We start from the raw sequence: 19,316 nt of genomic DNA, 5'->3' as shown, positions 1-19,316 counted from the left end.
TTTTCCGTATATAAGGCAGATACAAAAAACGAAAGGATTTACTAAACGATGAAGCACTCCTTTTTCTTTTTTATGTTCATTGCCTTTTTTCTCGTCACAGGTTTTTCTGAAGCAGGCAAATCCTTTTCGATCGAGCGGGCTGATATACGCGCGACAGTAAAAGAAAACGGTGATTTAAGCGTAGAGGAAGTTTACACATACGATTTTAAAGGCTCTTTCGAAGGGGCGACAAGATCGTTCAGCGAAGAAACCGTGAGCCGCTTGAAGAATTTTAAAGCCTATCTCCTTCCCGACCACCAGAAAAAAGGCGATCAAGCCATCCCGTTGAAGACAAAGAAAGAAGACGGGACTTATTATGCATATTCGGCATCAAAGGATGAAACAAAACATGTGATGTTTCGCTATGTGATCGAAGATGCCGCCCAAAAGTTTGAAGACACGTCGATTTTGATTCATTCATTTTACCAAAAGGCAAATACGGATTTCGGCCGGGTAAAGATTGAAGTGCATCTGCCTGATTCGGTAAAGGCGCGGGATATTCATGCGTTTTTGCGTGAAAAAGGAAACGGAAAGATTACGAAGGTGGACGATTCATCAGTCATCTACGAGACAGGACTCTATCGCGCAGGCACGGGCTCGGAACTGAGGATATATTTTCCGCAAAGCGCCTTGAAAGAGGCGGTCCGGCATCCTTCTTACCAGACAAAGGATGAGCTGCTGAAGGAGGAAAGAGACGAGGCGAAACGCTACGCCGATCGGGATGAACGGATTGCCGGCGCGGACAGGATGATTTGGATATTTTCGGGGATTGTCGGGTTCATGGTCATCATGGCTGTCATGCTTTCGTTTTTGAAGAAGAGACGCCGCGCCATGCTTTCGTTTGAAGAACTCGAGTCCTTTGATCCTGTGCTTGTCGCTTTTCTTTACAAAAAAGGCCGTTTTACAGACCGTGATCTTCTGGCCGGCATGCTTTCGCTTTATCAGCGGGGATTGGTCACTATGCGGAAGGTGCAGGCGGAAGAGAGGTTTCTTGACGATCCTGAGGCGCCTGATGACACATACCAATTCGAATTTTCCGGGAGCAAGGCGGATTTGCCAAAGCCTGATCAGCTCTTAATCGAAAAACTTTTTGAGCAAACCGGCAGTGATTCCTATATGTTCAGGCTGGATTCCCTCAGCGGGCCGACTGAGGAGGAATGCAAACATAAGGAACAGCTCGGCAAATATGAACGAAAGAGGATCATTCTTCAAAATGTGGTTCAAAAATGGACGGAAAGCGTCAGACAAGCGCCTGAATTCAGGGAGCTGTTTCAAGAAAACCGTTGGCTGAGAATGCTGTCGCTTTCACTGCTTTCTGTCCATACCGGACTCCTGCTCTTTATCCTGTATGCAGACGTGGTGCATCAGGCCGGATTCATGGCGGCTTGCGTCATATTTGGCTTTGCGCTGTCGGCGGGCATTGTTCTTGCGAAATCAAAGCTGTATACGATTCTGTTTTTAGCCGGCTTGTTTTTAGCATCTTTGTTTACCGACAGCATTCATACCATTTTGTATTACGGCATATGCGTCGGGCTGTCTATTTTATTGATTACCTTCATTCCGGCCGTAAAAGAGAGCTGGTACGCTTCCATCTGCCGAAGATCGATTCTTTCTTGGAGAAACCATCTGAGAAAAGAAGATTTGTTCTCAGGGAGAAGCCTGTCTGAAAACGAAAAGACGATGATCTATGCAATTGTGCTTGAAGTTGAGGATGAATCTGCAGGATGGTTCAATCAATCAGCAAACAGGCTTGATTACGCTTCCCCTGTCCTGGGTATGGCCGCAGCAGGCTGTTTGCATTATCCGTTTTACAGCTGGCAGCTGCCGTCTTCGCAGGAGCACGCCGGGGCATATGATGCGGGCGGTCCCGGAGCGGGCGGAGGCGACGGGGCAGGAGCTTTTTAAGCAGAAAAGGGGCTATCGATTGCGATAGCCCCTTTTAGCTTATTTCAGATCCCCGCATTCGTTGTTCAGCTGTCTTGGTTCTGCGGGTGACAGGTCGATGTCCGTACGCTTTTGCCAAGCCGAACAACGGCATGTTATGGTAAAAAGCCTCATAGCGCCCTTTTGGAACCGTATAAGTTTCATGGTAGATGCCGACGACTCCAGATGCGGCTGTTTTCTGATAAAAACGGCGCCAAGCCGCCATATGTTTATCAGCCTTTGCATATGCTGTCAAATCTTCGAAAGAACGCCAATATTGAATGAGAAAAATCGTCCTGAAATTGATGAATGATTCCATTGCCAGAAAGCCGAGGTCTTTGTTTTGATAAAGCTCCTTTATCATAGGAGGCATGGCGGTAAAAACCGGCCACCATTTATGAACAGCATGCCACTTGTTTATTCTCATCCCGATCACAAATACAACGACTTCATCTTCAGGGGCGGCCGTAAAGGGCTTGTTGATGATCGTTTTACCCATTGTTCCCTTCCTTTCCATTCAGCCGGTTGATTGTGGCTTCACACCATTCAATTCCGGCCGAGGTGGTGCGTTTTCCATAATCCAAAGTGAAAAGCCAGTAGTCTCTGTCCTTTGAATCGGTTCTGCACGAAAGAATGGACTGCTCGATTGCTTGATATGCCTCAAGCCGTTCTTCAAGCTTTTGTTGGTACTCCTTGACTTTCAATGCGGTTTTCTCCCGCTTTTCTTCCTTGCTGAAAAACAGCTTCAGCAAAAACTCGTTTTTTTCTGAGGCGATGTCACTGATCGGTTCTTCAAGCCAGCTCTGCAGCGCTTTTTGACCTTCGTCGGTAATCAGGTACTCTTTTCTGTCCGGCTTTTTGTCCGAGAGCGCCGGAGATGCAGCGGCCCAGCCCGCTTCTGTTAATTGGCGCAGCGCGGGATAAATTTGGCCGTAGCTGATTTTCCAAAAATGATTCAAACTTTGATCGATCATTCGTTTCATTTCGTAACCCGTTCGGTAGCCGGCCGTAATCAATCCAAGGAGAGCGTATGTCGTGTGATTTCTTTTTGTCATACATACCGCCTTTCTATATCTTTTTGATATATATCTTTTAGATATACTATATCAAACACGATGATTTCATGCAATCGCTATTATTGTCGTCTCTATTTTGACCAGTATAAAAAGATGATAAAAAAATATCGAAAACTGCGAAACTTTCCCCTGAATCTTTCCGTATATATAGTTAAGCAGGTTAAATAATGATTCATTGGTCTTGTAGTTGTGAAGATATGAATCACGCTGGCGTGATAATTGGATCTATCAAACTCTTATTCTCATCCAGCACTGTGATCTTGAAAGTCATGATTCAACGGAGGAGTGAACAGTTTGGCTATTTCTTTAGAGAAAGGTCAGCGGATTGATTTAACAAAAGGGAAAGCGGGGCTTTCGAAGATTTTGGTCGGTCTCGGCTGGGACCCGGTTGCGTCCGGAAGCGGCGGTTTTTTTGGAAAGCTGTTTGGAGGAGGAGCCCCGAATATTGACTGTGACGCATCCGTGCTGATGCTGGAAAACGGAAGAGTCACGGAGAACAAGAACGTCATTTATTTCGGAAACTTGAAGAGCAGATGCGGCAGCATCGAACATACCGGAGATAATCTGACAGGTGAAGGCAGCGGAGATGATGAACAAATCATCGTAGATTTGCAAAAAGTTCCTTCGCATATTCATAAGCTTGTCTTTGTCGTGAATATATACGATTGCGTGAAACGAAGCCAGCATTTCGGAATGATCGAAAATGCCTTCATACGCATCGTCAATATGAACGATCGCGTGGAGATGGTCAAATACAATCTGCGGGACGATTATTCTGGACGGACAAGCCTGATCGCGGGCGAGATCTACCGTGACGGCGCCGAGTGGAAATTCACCGCTGTCGGAGAAGGCACAAACGATACGAGCATAACGGAAATCGTCAAACGCTACGCCTGACATTCATAAAAGAAATGGGGAGATAACATGGCAATTTCATTAGCGAAAGGACAAAAGATCGATTTAACAAAAACAAATCCCGGATTGTCGAAAGTCGTCGTCGGCCTTGGCTGGGACGTCAATCAATATGACGGCGGCGCTGATTTTGACCTGGATGCGAGCGTGTTTCTGCTCAATGCAGAAGGCAAATGCGCTTCTGAAAAGGACTTTATTTTCTATAATCAGACCGAAGGCGCAGGCGGAGCTGTCATACATACAGGCGATAATCGGACAGGGGAAGGCGAAGGAGACGATGAGCAGGTAAAAATCAATTTGAATGCAGTGCCTGCCGACATTCAAAAGATTTCTTTTGTGATTACGATTCATGAAGCGGAAGCGCGTCGCCAAAACTTTGGACAGGTGTCAAATGCTTATGTTCGCGTGATCAATGAAGACTCGAATGAAGAGTTAATCCGCTATGATCTTGGTGAAGATTTCTCAATTGAAACAGCGCTGATCACGGGAGAGCTGTACCGCCACGGAGAAGAATGGAAATTCTCAGCGATCGGCTCAGGCTATCAAGGCGGGCTGGCGAGGATCGCCACCGATTTCGGCCTGCAGGTCGGCTGATTTTGACGATCCGGACAGCAGCCGCCGCCCCGGCGTCCGCTTGTCCGGTGCCTGACATTTCTTAAAGGAGGTCATATCGATGGCGATTCAATTATCTAAAGGACAAAGGATCGATTTAACGAAAACGAACCCCGGTTTGACGAAAGCGCTGATCGGTTTAGGCTGGGATACAAACAAATATACCGGCGGCGCCGATTTTGATTTGGATGCGTCGGCTTTTCTTGTCGATCAGAACGATCGATGCATCAATGAACGCGACTTCGTCTTTTACAACAACCTCGAGCATCCGAGCGGCGCCGTGATTCATACGGGTGACAACCGGACAGGAGAAGGTGAAGGCGATGACGAGCAAATCATCGTCGATTTCTCAAAAATACCCGCCCATGTTGAAAAGATCGGCATCACAGTGACGATTCACGAGGCGGAAAGCCGCAGCCAAAACTTTGGACAAGTCTCAAATGCGTTTGTCCGGCTCGTTGATGAATCGACAAATGAGGAGCTGCTTCGCTTTGACTTGGGAGAGGATTTTTCGATTGAGACAGCGGTTGTTGTTTGCGAATTGTACCGTCACGGAGCCGATTGGAAATTCAATGCCATCGGCAGCGGATTTTCCGGCGGATTGGCATCGCTTTGCCGCAACTACGGCCTGCAAGTCTAGTTTTGCCGGCTGAATCACGTTTGCGTGATTCAGTCTTGCTTTTTCATCATTAGGAGGTAACGAAAGTGGATTTATTTCATCATATTATGTCAATTTACGCCTCATTTTTCGATTGGGAAATGTGGGTGGAAGTATTAACGGACCCCGTTTCCTGGGGGCTGATCGGCTCGCTGGTCGTGCTGGAGGGGCTTTTATCGGCGGATAACGCTCTCGTTCTCGCCGTCATGGTAAAGCACCTGCCGGAAAAACAGCGCAAAAAAGCGTTGACGTACGGTTTAATCGGAGCCTACTTCTTTAGGTTTCTATTCATTGGACTTGGTATGATCCTGATTAAATTCTGGTGGATCAAACTGCTCGGAGCCGCATATCTGGCATGGCTCGTCATTAAGCACTTCTTCATCGGTGAGGGCGATGATGAAGCAAACGCCATCAAAAAAGACAGCTGGATGGTACGTGTTTTCGGTGTCTTCTGGGCGACTGTCATTTCGGTAGAACTCATGGACCTCGCATTTTCGGTGGACAGCATCCTGGCGGCATTTGCCGTATCTGAAAAGGTATGGGTGCTTCTGATCGGCGGCATGCTCGGCATCTTAATGATGAGAACCGTTGCGAAATTCTTTCTGACGCTGATTGACAAAGTGCCTGAACTTGAAGCGACGGCCTTTGTTTTAATCGGGATCATCGCACTGAAAATGGCTGCGAGTGTATGGCATATTGAAATGCCGCACAGCGTCTTCTTTATCATTCTGATCATCGCTTTTGCCGTGACATTCATCATTCACTATATGAACAAGCAAAAAGCTGTGAAAGAGCAAACGGCGGCGTCAAAGGAAGAATAACAAACTGCAAAACATAAAGGGGGGAGTATATCTGCTCCGCCCTTTTTTACATCAAAGGGGTGTATGATTCTTATTCAAAGAAGGTGACCCATATGCAATACTTTGATTTTTTATCCGCCTCTCAAAAAGAAGATGTCTTTTTCAAACTGCCGGGTTCGGTTACAAAAGACTCTCCGAAGCACATTCTGGAGCATGCGCTTGGAGCTGCGCTTTATGTTCCGGGGAACCGAAAAGATATAGCAGATGTCATGATCAATAACAAGTATCCTGAGCTGTGCTCGGTCGTTTTTTGCCTTGAAGATTCGATCGGCGATTGTGAGGTTCTCCAGGCTGAAAACAATCTTGTCAGTCAGGCCGACATGATTTACCAGGCGCAAAAACTGCAGAACATCAGCGGCGATAGGCTGCCGCTGATGTTTATCCGAGTGCGGGAACCGGAGCAAATGCTCGAATTGGGCAACAAGCTCGGCCGCGCGCTTCACTTGTTTACCGGATTCGTATTTCCGAAGTTTTCGATGTTGAATGCGGAGCACTATCTTGATACTTTAACGAAACTGTCGCAAGAATCCGGCATCGTGCTGTACGGAATGCCGATCTTTGAGACACCTGACCTGCTGGCAATGGAAACGAGGGCAAAGGCGCTGCAGGAATTAAAATCAACGCTCGGTTTCTATCAAGATATCGTTCTGAATATCAGGATCGGCGCGACTGATTTGTGCGGTCTGTACGGGATAAGAAGAAAACCGGAAACGCCGATTTATGACGTTTTGGTCATCTCTGATTTCATCAAAGATATCGTCAATTATTTCGGCTTGCAATTCGTGATTTCGGGGCCTGTCTGGGAGTACTTTGAAGATGCTTCGCGAACGGTTCAGACTTTTGGGCCGAATTGGGCTGATGCGGGAGAATCTTCGCTTGTGATCAATCGGTATATAGACGGATTGATCAATGAAACGCTTCTTGATCTGGCCAACGGCATTCACGGCAAGAGCGTGATTCATCCGTCACAAATAAAAGCGGTCCAAAGCCTGCACGTTATATCAATGGAAGATTATCTGGATGCCCTGAGCATCGTCGAAAGTGCCGACGGCACCCGAGGCGTTGTGAAAAGCTCTTTTTCAAATAAAATGATCGAAATCAAGCCGTACCTCAGCTGGGCCAAAAAAATATTATTAAAGGCTGAAATCTACGGTGTATATCATGAAAACCGCAGCTATACAGACATACTGAGAGCGTCCAAACCGCTTTCAAATCTTGGATCGTTCGGAAGTTAGGCCGGGCCGGCACTCCGGTCTCAAAAATAAGAGCCGCAGACGGCATCATATATTGTGAATATTCTCAGGAGAAAACAAATGAATGTTTAGGATGAACAGCCATGATGAAAATAGTCGATCTCACGAGCAGCGAGATTCTCAGTTCTCAGCAGGCTTGTGAAGAGTGGGGGATTGAATCGTCTACGCTCCGAAAGAGAGCGCATGACTTTCCTGCAGGAACAATCAGAAAGTTCGGGACAACCTATGCCGTGACAAGAGCGGGCATGTGTGCCGTATTTGGACGGAAAAGTGACACTGACTCAGAAGAAAGGGGAGACGGCTGAGCGCTATGAATCAAGAAATTAATATTCAAAACGCCCTGGTCAATGATGATGAATGGAAGCAGATCATCAAGAAGCCGCTGCCGGAGAGAACCCCGTATGAAAAAAACGGACATCTGACGATAAGCCGTCTGGCGGGACGGATTCTCGGAACGCCGCACGATGAAACGGATTACTACATATATCTCCATGAGCTGTATGAGTCCGGTGATGTGCATGTGTTAAGCGAGACGCTTGATAAGACCATTTCTCCGGAAAGGTTTCAGGCCATACAGCGCATCCATATGGTGAATCAGAAAGAAAAAGGGCTTTCCGTCAATCGGTTTGCCGCTTTTCTCGACGGGGAGCAGCTCATTCCTAAGCACCCTGACGCCGCTATGCACCGCCATTTAAGGAAGGCGCTTATCGAAGTGCTGCAGATGTTTCAGTCCTTTCATGAAAAAGGATTGAACGATCCGGATTTTCGCCGGGTCCTCCTCGACCTTGTCAAATGGATGGGCAATCATTTGGAGAAGTGGCTGAAAGAAGCCGACTGCGAAAAGGCGATGCCGAAAGTGATTTGGTACGGGGACACCACAAAAAGCCAACGGTATTTTTTATACTATTTGATGCTTGTCGGGTGTGATGTGCTGCTGTTTCATCCGGAGGGAAAAGACGAATTTCGCCAGCTTGATCCCGAGCAAAAGCTTTCTTTTGTCTTCACATACCCGGGCACGTCTGCATTAGAGCCGTTCCCGACAGAAAAGCCTCAGCGCAAATCAACGGTGGCGTACCGTTCCGCGAAGGAGCTGGATACTGTTCTGCACAATGAGGATTCGCTCATGTACAAACCTTGGCAGTTCAGGGAGCATACGCCGGTCTCCGTGACGTTGAAGACCACGTATGATGAACTGTTTTTAATTGCGAAGGAACGCGCCTTTATCAGACCCGATTTTCAAGCGTCTCAATCAACGGTCAACATTCCGAACTTATTCGCGATGGTTATGGGCGTCTCCAGCAATGAAAAAGAGTACTGGGACCGTCTGCAGACGCTGACGGAGTATAAGGAGTCGCATACGATCCGGCGCTTCCCGTTTACAAACGAAGAGACGTCGAATTATCAATTCCATTACAGCCATGCGCTTGATCAAACGGGGATGATCGATCCGGACCGTTTGATGGAGAGCAATATATGGCGCTACAAGCATTTGCCTGAGGGAGTGCAGCGCGGCATTGCCCAAGCGGTTTCCAGGCTGTGCAAAAGCCCGAAGATGCTGGCTTTGAACAATGAAAAAACAGCCGATGTGCAGCTGTATTTGTTTACCCAGGCGGTACAGCTTCCGGCAGCGCTTTTGAATATGATTCAGACATTTGACTATTCACAGACAGTGCCGAAGCTGATCTTGTACCACACTGAACAGACGGGAACACTTACCCGTTCAGACGCGGCCGCCTTGCTTTTGTTAAATGAAATCGGCATCGACATCATCATCTATAATCCGCCGGGCTATAAGTGTATTGACCGCTATATCGATGGACAGCATTTTGATACCCATTGGCTTGATGACATGTCCTTCAACCAGGAGTTTAAAGAGCCGTCAATCGTCCGGAAGTTCATCAATAAAATCTTTTAAGGAGGGAGCCACTCTGATGGCAAATCCAAATGAAACAAGCATCATCAATATCAGCAAAGAGGAAGAGATCACGATTGAAAAAGCGGAAGACATCCGTGCCAAACTCCGCCGGGAGCCCGATGTGCAAGCTCTGACTCGGCAAATTGACGTAAAAAACCAAGTGGAGCTTTTAGAATTCGGAAAAGAGCCCGCTCTTGAAATATCCAAGTTCTCAGACCGCATTCTCTCTATGATGAGAACGAACAGTGTGACAGATTCAGGTGCGATGTTGACGCAGCTCGGAAAAATCATGGACCGCTTTGACAAGAATGACTTTGAAGAACAGAAAGGCCTGCTTTCCAAGTTATTTAAGCGCGGCAACAGCATGATCGAGAAAATATTCAAAAAATATCAAACGCTCGGCGGTGAAATCGAAAAAATCAACGTCGAAATTTCGAAATATAAAGATGAAATGACAAAATCGACCGTGACGCTTGATGAAATGTATGAAAGCAACCTCAATTACTATGTGGAGCTGGAGAAATACGTCGTAGCCGGCCAGATGAAAATAGAAGAATTGCAGCAGCTCATCCCTGAATATGAAGCGAAAGCGGCCAGCGGTAACCAAATGGCGCAGATGGAGCTTGATACGCTTCGAAACGGCATTCAAGCGCTGGAAGAACGGGTGTATGATCTCGATATGGCGCGGATGGTCGCGATTCAAACCGCGCCGCAAATCCGCCTGCTCCAGCGCGGAAACACAAAGCTGATCGGAAAAATCAACTCGGCATTCATCATTACGATTCCGATTTTCAAAAATGGCATCATCCAGGCCGTTACCGCCAAGCGCCAAAAGCTTGTCGCTGATTCAATGAGCGAACTCGACCGCCGCACTAACGAAATGCTGAAGCGGAACGCGGAAAATATTTCGAGCCAGTCCGTTGAAATCGCGAGAATGTCCGGAAGGCCGAGCATCGATATTGAAACGATCGAACAGTCTTGGAATACGATTGTCAAAGGCATGCAGGAGACGAAGCAGATTGAAGATGAGAACAAACGCCTGCGCGAAGAAGGGGCAAAACGCATATTGGAACTTCAGGACAATATGAAAAAAGCCGCTTTAAACGGTTAAAAAGGATAGTGAAGAAGCCGTCCGCCAGATAAGCTGGCGACGGCTTCAAATATACAAAAAATCACCGCCATGATAGGCGGTTTTTTATGTTATGCTAGAGAAAGAGAATTGCATGGTAAAAATTATATAAACATGAAGGGGATGGAAGTGTATGACCGCTTTATGGCTGGCATTCGGCGGCGGTTTCCTGTCGTTTATTTCTCCGTGCTGCCTGCCTTTGTATCCATCATTTATTTCCTACATCACCGGGATTTCGGTCAGCGATTTGAAAGACCGAAATGCAAAGCGCATCAAACAATCGGTGATGATTCACGCGGCGGCTTTTTTGGCCGGTTTTTCTGTGATTTTTTACATATTGGGTTTCTCCGCCAGCTCGTTTGGCCTGCTGTTTTTGCAATACCATAACTTGATCCGCATGCTGGGCGGAATATTTGTCGTCGTCATGGGCCTGTTCCTCCTCGGCGTTTTCCGGCCGGCTTTCATGATGATGGAGCGGCGCTTTTCGTTTAGAAAAGGAAAAATAGGCTTGTTGAACTCAATGCTGGTCGGAATGATTTTTGCGGCGGGCTGGACGCCATGCATCGGACCTATATTCGGAACGATCGCATATGCAAATTTTCAGAACCCTGATTTTGGGAGCGCATTCATGATGATCACCGCATATTCTCTAGGTTTTGCCATTCCTTTTTTACTCATGGCGTTTTTTATCGGAAACATCAGGCCGCTTATGAAATATTCGAATATGCTCATGAAATTCGGCGGCGCGCTGATGATCGTCATCGGCATCCTGCTTTATACGGACAACATGATATGGGTGAATATCTGGTATTCGAATTTGACGAATCTTTTTTGAACAATATTATGTGAGTAAAATTGTGAAAAACAGCAAAATCGCGTTAAATAAACTATGGATGAGCATCGCAGGTATAATCGATTGTGTTTTTTCGTATGTCCAGGCAAACACAAGCCCTGTTGCAAAGTTAACGGCCAGGGTGTTATATGTGGGGATGTGAGCGATCATAAAGAGAGCGCTGCTTGCAACAAGTGCCCATACAACCCCGAATTCAGCCCGGAACCAGCGGTAAAGAAAGCCGCGGTAAAACATTTCTTCATAGATGGGAGAAACGATGCAGGCAGAAGCGAAAGACATGGCAATATTTAACCATGAAAGATCGGCAGTGATCGTTTTTGTTTTTGTATTTTCGTAGCCTGCGCCGAACCAAGTCAGGATTTCCATAATGGCAGACGTCATCACAATTAAAAAAACCGTCCATCCCGCTATTTGAATCCAGTATGCAGGGGCGAACCGGGAGATTCCGATTTCCCGCCAGGACAGGCGGTCAGGCTTTAAGGCGATATCGTACAGGCTTAAAATAAAAGCGGCCGCCATTGCAATACCCATCAACATGGCTGAAGGCATGCCTTCGCCCAAAAGCAAATCCAAAGCGTTTTTTAATAGATACTCAATGAAAATCGGAACAGCTGCAAATGCGATTAAAAGCAAGCAGACCAGCTGCTTTTTGTTCCAAGGATTTTTCCATTCCATCACAAAACCCTCCTGTTTTTAAGATAAAATCATTTTAAATCGTGACGTAACGTAATCTTCAAGCGATATTTTGGGAGGGAGATATGGTGAAAGAAGAACTGACAACCGGGCGGGTGGCGAAGATGATGGGGATATCCGTAAGGACGCTCCGCTACTACGATCAAATCGGTTTATTAAAACCGAGCACGACACTGTCAAATGGGCGAAGGCAATATTCGAAGGAAGATATGTTAGAACTCGAAAAAATTTTGATCTTGAAATCTGCTCAATTTTCATTGGAGCATATCAAGACGTTAAGGTATCAATTGGATACCATCAATATCATTAAAATGCATAAAAGGCGCCTGAACTCGGAGATTGAACAGCTGACGAAGAGCATGCAGCATACAAATACTTTGCTGAACATGTATCAAATCGAAGGAAGCTTGAGCTGGGAAGACCTTCTCAAGCTCGTCAGGCAGCCCCGGGATAAACCATGGAAGGAATCGTTCTCTGAAGAGGAGGCTGAGATTTTAGCAGAGAGGCTTCCGAAGGCGGAAAATGACGATTTTATCACAAAGCAATGGCTCTCCATCATCAAGCGGATTAAGCTGTGCTTAAAAGAAGAGGTGCCGCCTGAGTCTGAATGGGGAAAGCAAATTGCGGAGGATATCATGTGCCTGTCTGATTATTCATTTAAGGGACATGAGGATTTAGCCGATCGATTTTGGGAGGTTCGCAAATCTGAAGAGCCAAACGGGCTTTATCCGCTCGATAGCGGGATACTGGAATTCGCGGAAAAAGCGCTTGAATCTGCATTTCATCACTCAGGAGGATCAGGGTGACTTTTCACATGAGTCACGGTCCAGGCAGGATAACCAAAGGATCAAACAAATTTTGCCGAATAGAAAACCGCCCGAAAAGAATCGAGCGGCTCCCTTTATATTCGAATTGATTTCTCCTCGGCTTTCCACTGTTTTTTCCATCCGGCCTGAGCAAACAAAAGCAGTCCGAGTGCCAAAAATGCGATAACGGTAAAGGTGAGGAATCCGCTTGAATACGTACCCGTGACTTGCTTCAGCGTTCCGAGAATATTCGGGAGGAAGAATCCGCCGATTCCCCCCGCAGCGCCGACGATCCCCGTCACCATCCCGATCTCTTGCTGGAATCGCTGCGGTACAAGCTGGAATATCGCGCCGTTCCCCATCCCGAGGCAGCCCATGCCGATAAATAATGCGGCCGTGACAACGCCAAGAGACGGGAGCATGCTGACCGAGAACATGCACAGAGCCACCCCGATAAAGAGGAACTGCAGCAGACGCACACCGCCGATTTTATCGGCAATCAACCCGCCGACAGGGCGGAGGCAGCTTCCCGATGCAACGACGAGCGTGACAAATTCGCCGGCTCTTACCGCCGGAACGGCATACTGGGATGCAAAAAAGTAGCTTAAAAAGTTGGACAAGCCGACAAAACCTCCGAATGTCACGCTGTAGAGCAGGCAAAAATACCAAGTGTCCCTTTCTTTGAAAACGGCAAAATAGTCTTTGAGCGGTTTAGGCGCCGGCTGATTCGGAGGTTCTTTTGCCATAAGGAAATAGCTGAATAATACGAGGGTTAGAGGAATCAGCGCCACTCCCATGACGCCGTTCCACCCCACTTGCTCCGCAAGGCGAGGGCCGAATAGCGTAGCGAGCAGTGTCCCGCTGTTTCCCGCTCCGGCGATCCCCATGGCAAGGCCTTGCAAGTGCGGCGGATACCAGCGGCTCGCCATCGGAAGGGATGCGGAAAAGCTTGCGCCTGCCACACCGAGTAAAATTCCGATGACATACAGCTCGGCGACCGATGAACCGAACTGCCACCCCCATATCAGCGGAATCATCGTCACCAGCATTCCGCCAATAGCCGTTTTTTTCGGTCCGAAACGGTCGGTTAAAATGCCGAGCACAATCCGGAAAAACGATCCGGCCAAAGTAGGTATGGCGACAATCAATCCGACCTGTGAAGGCGATAGATCAAAATCAGCCGTAATATAAACACCAAGCGCCCCCAGCAACACCCAAATCATAAAGCTGACATCGAAATATAAAAAAGATGACAACAAGGAAGGCGCGTGTCCGCTCTTCCTCAAATCCGCCAATTTCAATTGCAACACTCCCCATCCGATAGATTCTAGAATTTATCATGACAAAATAGAATAGGATTGGCAGTATTTTTGTCAGCTTTACTAACAAACTAAAAGATTGAATATTTAAAATGTTAATTTGAATGGCATCATACCCGGCGATGATTGAATGTTGCTGAAGATTAGAGGTGTTATGACTGTTGAAAAGGGGAAACTTATATTGGAATGGGCCTGATGCACTTGCAGATAAAGCAGTCTTTTGCAGCACGTTTACCAATTTTTCTTTAGCTGCAAGGCATATTTTTACCAGAAAATGTACAAATTTAAGGAAGAAATATGTAGAGACACAAAATAGACATAAATAAAAATGTATATCACTTGAAAAAGTATGTGAAGTATTGCACAATATGAATGTGAAGAAATTCACAAACAGCTTAGATTTAAAACAAACGGCAAAGGAATGATGAGTCATGAGAAACCAAAAAGTCAACCGTACAGTTTTGATCGGTGCGGGTTTTGTTGGAAGCAGTTATGCATTTACGTTAATTAACCAAGGTATCACAGACGAACTTGTGATCATTGATTTAAATAAAGACAAAGCAATGGGCGATGTCATGGATTTAAACCACGGTAAAGCATTTGCCCCGCATCCTGTGAAAACATGGTACGGCACATATGAGGACTGCAAAGACGCCGACATTGTCTGCGTATGCGCCGGAGCAAACCAAAAGCCGGGTGAAACCCGTCTGGATCTTGTCGAAAAAAACTTGAGAATTTTCAAAGGAATTATCGGAGAAGTCATGGCCAGCGGTTTTGACGGCATCTTCCTTGTCGCTACAAACCCGGTCGACATCTTGACTTACGCGACTTGGAAATTCAGCGGACTTCCGAAAGAACGCGTTATCGGAAGCGGTACAACACTTGATACAGCCCGTTTCCGTTACTTGCTCAGCGAGTATTTCGGTGTCGCTGCCCACAATGCGCACGGCTACATCATTGGTGAACATGGAGATACAGAGCTGCCTGTCTGGAGCCACGCGAATATCGGCGGAGTTCCCGTCAGCGACTTGCTGAAAAGAAATGGGAAATACAAAGCGGAAGATCTTGATAAACTGTTTGACAATGTTAAAAACGCCGCTTACCACATTATCGAGAAAAAAGGTGCGACATACTATGGAGTTGCCATGAGCCTTGCGCGTATCACGAAAGCGATTTACCGCAATGAAGAAGCGATTTTGACCGTGAGCGCACATCTTGAAGGCGAATTTGGGGAAAATGATGTTTATATCGGAGTTCCGGCGGTTGTCGGCCGATGCGGAGCGCGGGAAATTGTTGAGCTTGATCTGAATGAAAAGGAAAAACAGCAATTTAAGCATAGTGCAGGTGTGTTAAAAGCAATTTTAAAACCGCATTTTGAACTGCAGGCGTAACTGAACATCTGAAGATACTAACATCATGAAGATTGCGAGATGATGAAAATGTGGCAGCAGATATACGATCCGTTTGGGAACCTGTTTATCAGCGCTTTTGCCGCCATTCTGCCGATTCTTTTCTTTCTCCTTGCATTGACCGTGCTGAAGATGAAAGGAATCATCGCGTCATTTTTAACGCTGGCGGTCAGCTTTATTGTAGCGGTGTTCTTTTTTCACATGCCGGCTGCTAAAGCTGTCTCCGCCGTTTTACTTGGAATTGCAAACGGCCTTTGGCCGATCGGTTATATCGTCCTGATGGCTGTATGGCTTTACAAAATTTCTGTCAAAACCGGAAAGTTTAAAGTGATCAGAGCGAGCATTGCCGGGATTTCGTCTGACCAGCGGCTTCAGTTATTGCTGATCGGGTTCAGTTTTAACGCCTTTTTGGAAGGCGCGGCAGGCTTCGGCGTGCCGATTGCGATCAGCGCCGTTCTTCTTGTCGAGCTTGGTTTTAAACCTTTGAAAGCGGCATCCCTATGTTTAATTGCGAATGCGGCATCCGGCGCCTTTGGAGCGATCGGAATTCCGGTCATCACAGGAGCGCAGATGGGAGGCTTGACACCTGTTGAGCTTTCCAGAACGCTCGCTTTGATGCTGCCGTTCATCACTTTCTTTGTCCCGTTCCTGCTCGTTTTCATACTGGACGGGTTTAAAGGAATAAGGGAAACGCTGCCGGCTCTCCTTGTATTAAGCGGAAGCTATACGGCGGTGCAGACTTTAACGATGATTGCATTGGGGCCGGAGCTTGCAGACATTTTGGCCGCTTTAATCAGCATGGGAGCGCTGGCGCTGTTTTTGAAAAAATGGCAGCCGCGTCACATATACAGGGAAACCGGGAATGAACATGAACCCGCTGAAAAATATCATGCAGCAGAGATTATGAAAGCCTGGTCTCCGTTTTATATCTTGACCGCCGTCATTGCGGTGTGGAGTCTGCCCGGTTTCAAAGGGCTTTTTCAGGAAGGCGGATGGCTGAAACAATCGACGCTTTTATTCAACATGCCTTTTCTTCACCGGGAAGTGCTGAAAACGCCGCCGATAGCCCCGGAACCGGCACCGCTTGATGCCGTGATGAAGCTTGACTTTATTTCAGCGACGGGTACGGCGATACTGATCGCCGTGATCATCACGATTGTGCTGAGCCGAAACATCAGTTTCCGCGGAGGACTTTCCAGTTTGAAAGACACGGTCAAGGAACTGTGGCTTCCCATTCTGACCATTTGCTTTGTGATGGGCTTTGCAAATCTGGCCAATTATGCCGGATTGAGTTCAACCATCGGACTGGCGCTCGCCAAAGCAGGGGATATTTTTCCGTTCGTCAGTCCCGTATTGGGCTGGATCGGCGTGTTTATCACAGGTTCAGTCGTCAGCAACAATGCATTATTCGGCCACCTGCAAGCTGTCACCGGAGCGCAAATCGGGACAAGTTCATCGTTGCTGCTTGCCGCCAATACCGCGGGTGGCGTGATGGCCAAGCTGATCTCACCGCAGTCGATTGCGATCGCAACAGCTGCGGTCCAAGAGACAGGGCAGGAATCAAAGCTTTTCAGCCAAACCGTTAAATACAGCTTGGTCCTGCTTTTCATCATTTGCATTTGGACATTTGCGCTTTCGAAGTTTGGTATATAAAGAAGAGCCTTTTCCCATATTGGGAAAAGGCTTTTTTAGCTGTTTGTTCTATCATGTCCTCTTTTTGAATACATTGTACAAGTTATCCGCGGAAGGGGGACACGATATGTTAAACATCTTCCTGAGTTATGTGTTTTTGGGCTTGTCATTGGCGGCACCTGTCGGCCCTGTGAATGCGGCGCAGATCGACAGGGGGATGAAAGGCGGCTTCTTTCATGCCTGGCTGTTTGGACTTGGCGCTGTGACGGCGGATGTCTTATATATGGCTTTGATCTATTTTGGAGTCGCTCAATTTTTGACAGCGCCATTTTTAAAAACATTTTTATGGCTGTTTGGTTTTTTTGTTTTAACCTATACGGGGATCGAAAGCCTGATCAAGGCGAAGGAAGTATCGCTGATGAGAGACGCGGGAGAGAAAGGATCATACCGCAAATCATTTTTTTCGGGGCTGGTGATCTCCCTTTCAAACCCGCTGAGCATCATGTTCTGGCTCGGCATTTACGGAAGCATTTTGGCGAAAACGGTAGAGACATACGAATCATACCAGCTGCTGATATGCAGTTCAGGCATTTTAATCGGACTTTTTTTGTGGGACTTGGCCATGTCTTTTCTTGCAGGGACATTCAGAACATTTTTAAGCCCGCGGATGATCCAGGCAACGACTTGGCTCGCGGGCGTCAGCCTGATTGTTTTCGGATGTTACTTCGGCTATCAAGGGATGCTTGAACTGCTGCAGGCGGGAGGCTGATCAGGTCTGCCCGTTTTTCTGTTCCTGATGGGCCCACCTTTTTTTCATCAGCATCGTCACAACAGCAATAACGGCAAGAAACAGAAGGCTCACAAAAAAACCGGGCCTGCTGTTTTTTTCAAATAACGTACCCGAAACGGCAAATAAAATCAGGACAAGCGCTGTGACAATCTGGACATTCTCTTTCATTTTCGGCTTTGTGAGCTTTTTGCTGGAAAGCAGGATAAACATCCAGTTGTAGAGCAGCATTAAGCTGGCAGCCGTCGTCATATGTTCATAAAGCTGCTTCGGCAAAAGCAGCGACAGTACGATGGAAGCAGCGAGAACGAGCAACGTCAGGCCAAGTGCCGGCCACGATACTTTCGCCTTTTCTTTTTTCGCAAAGCAGGCCGGTGCATCTCCGTTTTTCGCCATTGTTCCCATCAGTGTGGTGACGGCGAACAGGGAAGCGGTCAGCGTTGAAAAACCGGCGATAATAAAAATGCCGTTGAAAATATCCATGATCAAATCGAGATGAAAGTCTTTTAATGACGTAATAAACGGGCTGTTCTGTTCGGTAAATGCCCCGCGGGGGACAAGGAGCATGGCCAGCCCAATCGATGCGACGTAAATCACAGCAAGGGTTATGAGCATCAGGCTCCCTGATTTTGATGAATCTTTCGGGTCTTTTAAGTGAATCGCCATCAGACCCATGACTTCGATTCCACCATAGGCGTAAAATGTGTAAATCAACCCCGTCCACAATCCCATAAAGCCGAAAGGGAACAATTCGTGAACCCGGTCAGGGAACTGCGCGTCAGGCGTTTTTCCGGGCAGCAGCCCGCATAATGCCAAGACAGCGATGATGATAAACATTAAAATGGCCGCCGTTTTCAACACGGCCAGTATGTTTTCCGTTTTTTCAAAACTGCTGCGCCCTGTGAAAATGACGATCAGTCCGAGAACCGCATAAATGGAGGCGAACACCCACAGCGGAACTTGGTTAAACCAATGGCGTGTAAACAGGGAGATCGCTGTCAACTGACTCCCGATAATCAGCATTTCCGATGACCAGTAGACCCAGCCATTGCTAAACCCCGCCCAATTGCCGAAGGCCTCCCTGGCGTAAGAACAAAAAGACCCTTCAACAGGATGATCCGCTGTTAATTTCGCCAGCTGCTGAAAGACGAGAAAAGTGCCGAGGGCAGCAAGAAGAAAGGCGGCTAATACGGAAAAGCCGCTTTTCTTAATGGCGATGCTTGACCCGAGAAAAAATCCCGTTCCAATTGTGCAGCCGACTCCGATCATGGAGAGCTGCCACCATTTCAAATCTCCTTTTTTCGCTTGACGTTTCATCGTTTCAACCCCTCTAATCTTCTTGTTATTTTGCCAGGGGGCGCCTTTTTTATTCACGAAGACAAGAGGGAGAAAAGCCTCTCTGCGCACCTCAATATTCACTTTGAAATAAGACATATGCTA

At 47.1% G+C, this 19,316-nt stretch carries 18 protein-coding genes and 1 pseudogene; 14 read left to right on the top strand and 5 right to left on the bottom strand.

Annotated elements, in window-relative coordinates; translation table 11 throughout:
* Nucleotides 1-48 precede the first annotated feature (48 nt).
* Nucleotides 49-1,944, top strand: a complete 1,896-nt coding sequence (locus MST20_RS16885) for a DUF2207 domain-containing protein (RefSeq protein ID WP_243943654.1) — start codon at nucleotides 49-51, stop codon at nucleotides 1,942-1,944.
* A 34-nt stretch (nucleotides 1,945-1,978) separates the two neighbouring features.
* Here MST20_RS16885 and MST20_RS16880 read toward each other — a convergent pair whose 3' ends face one another.
* Both MST20_RS16880 and MST20_RS16875 read right to left on the bottom strand, forming a co-directional pair.
* On the bottom strand, nucleotides 1,979-2,461 hold the full coding sequence (locus MST20_RS16880; RefSeq protein ID WP_243943652.1) for a DUF4188 domain-containing protein: 483 nt from the start codon (nucleotides 2,459-2,461) through the stop codon (nucleotides 1,979-1,981).
* Nucleotides 2,454-3,017 carry a PadR family transcriptional regulator gene (locus MST20_RS16875; RefSeq protein WP_243943650.1) on the bottom strand — a complete coding sequence of 188 codons (564 nt, stop codon included), beginning with the start codon at nucleotides 3,015-3,017 and terminating at the stop codon, nucleotides 2,454-2,456. Before MST20_RS16875 ends, MST20_RS16880 begins: the two co-directional genes overlap by 8 nt.
* Nucleotides 3,018-3,332: 315 nt before the next feature.
* Between MST20_RS16875 and MST20_RS16870 the strand changes: the two genes are divergently transcribed.
* The 9 genes and pseudogenes from MST20_RS16870 (at nucleotide 3,333) to MST20_RS16830 (ending at nucleotide 11,212) form a co-directional block, all read left to right on the top strand.
* Nucleotides 3,333-3,935 carry a TerD family protein gene (locus tag MST20_RS16870; protein WP_020450063.1) on the top strand — a complete coding sequence of 201 codons (603 nt, stop codon included), beginning with the start codon at nucleotides 3,333-3,335 and terminating at the stop codon, nucleotides 3,933-3,935.
* 27 nt (nucleotides 3,936-3,962) lie between these two features.
* Nucleotides 3,963-4,544 carry a TerD family protein gene (locus MST20_RS16865; protein ID WP_020450064.1) on the top strand — a complete coding sequence of 194 codons (582 nt, stop codon included), beginning with the start codon at nucleotides 3,963-3,965 and terminating at the stop codon, nucleotides 4,542-4,544.
* Between the two features lie 79 nt (nucleotides 4,545-4,623).
* Nucleotides 4,624-5,202: a TerD family protein gene (locus tag MST20_RS16860; protein ID WP_043925471.1), complete on the top strand. Its 579-nt coding sequence runs from the start codon at nucleotides 4,624-4,626 to the stop codon at nucleotides 5,200-5,202.
* Between the two features lie 65 nt (nucleotides 5,203-5,267).
* Entirely contained in the window at nucleotides 5,268-6,041 is a 774-nt protein-coding gene (locus tag MST20_RS16855; RefSeq protein WP_048350140.1) for a TerC family protein, read from the top strand.
* A gap of 92 nt (nucleotides 6,042-6,133) precedes the next feature.
* Entirely contained in the window at nucleotides 6,134-7,315 is a 1,182-nt protein-coding gene (locus tag MST20_RS16850; RefSeq protein WP_048350141.1) for an HpcH/HpaI aldolase/citrate lyase family protein, read from the top strand.
* A gap of 116 nt (nucleotides 7,316-7,431) precedes the next feature.
* Nucleotides 7,432-7,638 (top strand): annotated as a pseudogene (locus tag MST20_RS16845) (helix-turn-helix domain-containing protein); the annotation flags it as partial.
* A 5-nt stretch (nucleotides 7,639-7,643) separates the two neighbouring features.
* Entirely contained in the window at nucleotides 7,644-9,248 is a 1,605-nt protein-coding gene (locus MST20_RS16840; RefSeq protein ID WP_243943648.1) for a YceG family protein, read from the top strand.
* Between the two features lie 16 nt (nucleotides 9,249-9,264).
* On the top strand, nucleotides 9,265-10,359 hold the full coding sequence (locus MST20_RS16835) for a toxic anion resistance protein (RefSeq protein ID WP_048350465.1): 1,095 nt from the start codon (nucleotides 9,265-9,267) through the stop codon (nucleotides 10,357-10,359).
* Between the two features lie 151 nt (nucleotides 10,360-10,510).
* A complete protein-coding gene (locus tag MST20_RS16830; protein WP_243943645.1) occupies nucleotides 10,511-11,212 on the top strand; it encodes a cytochrome c biogenesis CcdA family protein in 702 nt (233 codons plus the stop codon).
* Nucleotides 11,213-11,218: 6 nt separating this feature from the next.
* Here MST20_RS16830 and MST20_RS16825 read toward each other — a convergent pair whose 3' ends face one another.
* Nucleotides 11,219-11,905 carry a CPBP family intramembrane glutamic endopeptidase gene (locus MST20_RS16825; protein WP_048350466.1) on the bottom strand — a complete coding sequence of 229 codons (687 nt, stop codon included), beginning with the start codon at nucleotides 11,903-11,905 and terminating at the stop codon, nucleotides 11,219-11,221.
* Nucleotides 11,906-11,988: 83 nt separating this feature from the next.
* On the opposite strand from MST20_RS16825, the gene MST20_RS16820 reads away from it, so the two are divergent.
* Complete coding sequence (locus MST20_RS16820; protein WP_243943643.1) at nucleotides 11,989-12,729, top strand: MerR family transcriptional regulator; 741 nt, start codon at nucleotides 11,989-11,991, stop codon at nucleotides 12,727-12,729.
* 95 nt (nucleotides 12,730-12,824) lie between these two features.
* Here MST20_RS16820 and MST20_RS16815 read toward each other — a convergent pair whose 3' ends face one another.
* The gene (locus MST20_RS16815; RefSeq protein WP_243943642.1) at nucleotides 12,825-14,030 is read right to left on the bottom strand and encodes a nitrate/nitrite transporter; all 1,206 of its coding nucleotides are present in this window, start codon (nucleotides 14,028-14,030) and stop codon (nucleotides 12,825-12,827) included.
* 449 nt (nucleotides 14,031-14,479) lie between these two features.
* Between MST20_RS16815 and MST20_RS16810 the strand changes: the two genes are divergently transcribed.
* The 3 genes from MST20_RS16810 (at nucleotide 14,480) to MST20_RS16800 (ending at nucleotide 17,858) form a co-directional block, all read left to right on the top strand.
* On the top strand, nucleotides 14,480-15,439 hold the full coding sequence (locus MST20_RS16810; protein WP_243943640.1) for an L-lactate dehydrogenase: 960 nt from the start codon (nucleotides 14,480-14,482) through the stop codon (nucleotides 15,437-15,439).
* A gap of 48 nt (nucleotides 15,440-15,487) precedes the next feature.
* Nucleotides 15,488-17,110, top strand: a complete 1,623-nt coding sequence (locus tag MST20_RS16805) for an L-lactate permease (RefSeq protein WP_243943883.1) — start codon at nucleotides 15,488-15,490, stop codon at nucleotides 17,108-17,110.
* A gap of 106 nt (nucleotides 17,111-17,216) precedes the next feature.
* Entirely contained in the window at nucleotides 17,217-17,858 is a 642-nt protein-coding gene (locus MST20_RS16800) for a LysE family translocator (RefSeq protein WP_243943638.1), read from the top strand.
* On the opposite strand, the gene MST20_RS16795 is transcribed toward MST20_RS16800, so the two are convergent.
* A complete protein-coding gene (locus MST20_RS16795) occupies nucleotides 17,859-19,193 on the bottom strand; it encodes an amino acid permease (protein WP_243943636.1) in 1,335 nt (444 codons plus the stop codon).
* Nucleotides 19,194-19,316 lie beyond the last annotated feature (123 nt).

The organism is Bacillus sp. B19-2 (assembly GCF_022832475.1).
GTDB classification, from domain to species: Bacteria; Bacillota; Bacilli; order Bacillales; family Bacillaceae; genus Bacillus; species Bacillus paralicheniformis.
This window is presented reverse-complemented; position numbering and strand designations above follow the sequence as displayed.

What these genes read in the sequence shown, in the direction of transcription:
- MST20_RS16825 (WP_048350466.1), bottom strand. Translation starts at nt 11,905, where the DNA reads ATGGAATGGAAAAATCCTTGGAACAAAAAGCAGCTGGTCTGCTTGCTT.
- MST20_RS16880 (WP_243943652.1), bottom strand. Translation starts at nt 2,461, where the DNA reads ATGGGTAAAACGATCATCAACAAGCCCTTTACGGCCGCCCCTGAAGAT.
- MST20_RS16830 (WP_243943645.1), top strand. Translation starts at nt 10,511, where the DNA reads ATGACCGCTTTATGGCTGGCATTCGGCGGCGGTTTCCTGTCGTTTATT.
- MST20_RS16805 (WP_243943883.1), top strand. Translation starts at nt 15,488, where the DNA reads ATGTGGCAGCAGATATACGATCCGTTTGGGAACCTGTTTATCAGCGCT.
- MST20_RS16795 (WP_243943636.1), bottom strand. Translation starts at nt 19,193, where the DNA reads ATGAAACGTCAAGCGAAAAAAGGAGATTTGAAATGGTGGCAGCTCTCC.
- MST20_RS16800 (WP_243943638.1), top strand. Translation starts at nt 17,217, where the DNA reads ATGTTAAACATCTTCCTGAGTTATGTGTTTTTGGGCTTGTCATTGGCG.
- MST20_RS16820 (WP_243943643.1), top strand. Translation starts at nt 11,989, where the DNA reads ATGGTGAAAGAAGAACTGACAACCGGGCGGGTGGCGAAGATGATGGGG.
- MST20_RS16850 (WP_048350141.1), top strand. Translation starts at nt 6,134, where the DNA reads ATGCAATACTTTGATTTTTTATCCGCCTCTCAAAAAGAAGATGTCTTT.
- MST20_RS16810 (WP_243943640.1), top strand. Translation starts at nt 14,480, where the DNA reads ATGAGAAACCAAAAAGTCAACCGTACAGTTTTGATCGGTGCGGGTTTT.
- MST20_RS16835 (WP_048350465.1), top strand. Translation starts at nt 9,265, where the DNA reads ATGGCAAATCCAAATGAAACAAGCATCATCAATATCAGCAAAGAGGAA.
- MST20_RS16840 (WP_243943648.1), top strand. Translation starts at nt 7,644, where the DNA reads ATGAATCAAGAAATTAATATTCAAAACGCCCTGGTCAATGATGATGAA.
- MST20_RS16860 (WP_043925471.1), top strand. Translation starts at nt 4,624, where the DNA reads ATGGCGATTCAATTATCTAAAGGACAAAGGATCGATTTAACGAAAACG.
- MST20_RS16875 (WP_243943650.1), bottom strand. Translation starts at nt 3,017, where the DNA reads ATGACAAAAAGAAATCACACGACATACGCTCTCCTTGGATTGATTACG.
- MST20_RS16885 (WP_243943654.1), top strand. Translation starts at nt 49, where the DNA reads ATGAAGCACTCCTTTTTCTTTTTTATGTTCATTGCCTTTTTTCTCGTC.
- MST20_RS16865 (WP_020450064.1), top strand. Translation starts at nt 3,963, where the DNA reads ATGGCAATTTCATTAGCGAAAGGACAAAAGATCGATTTAACAAAAACA.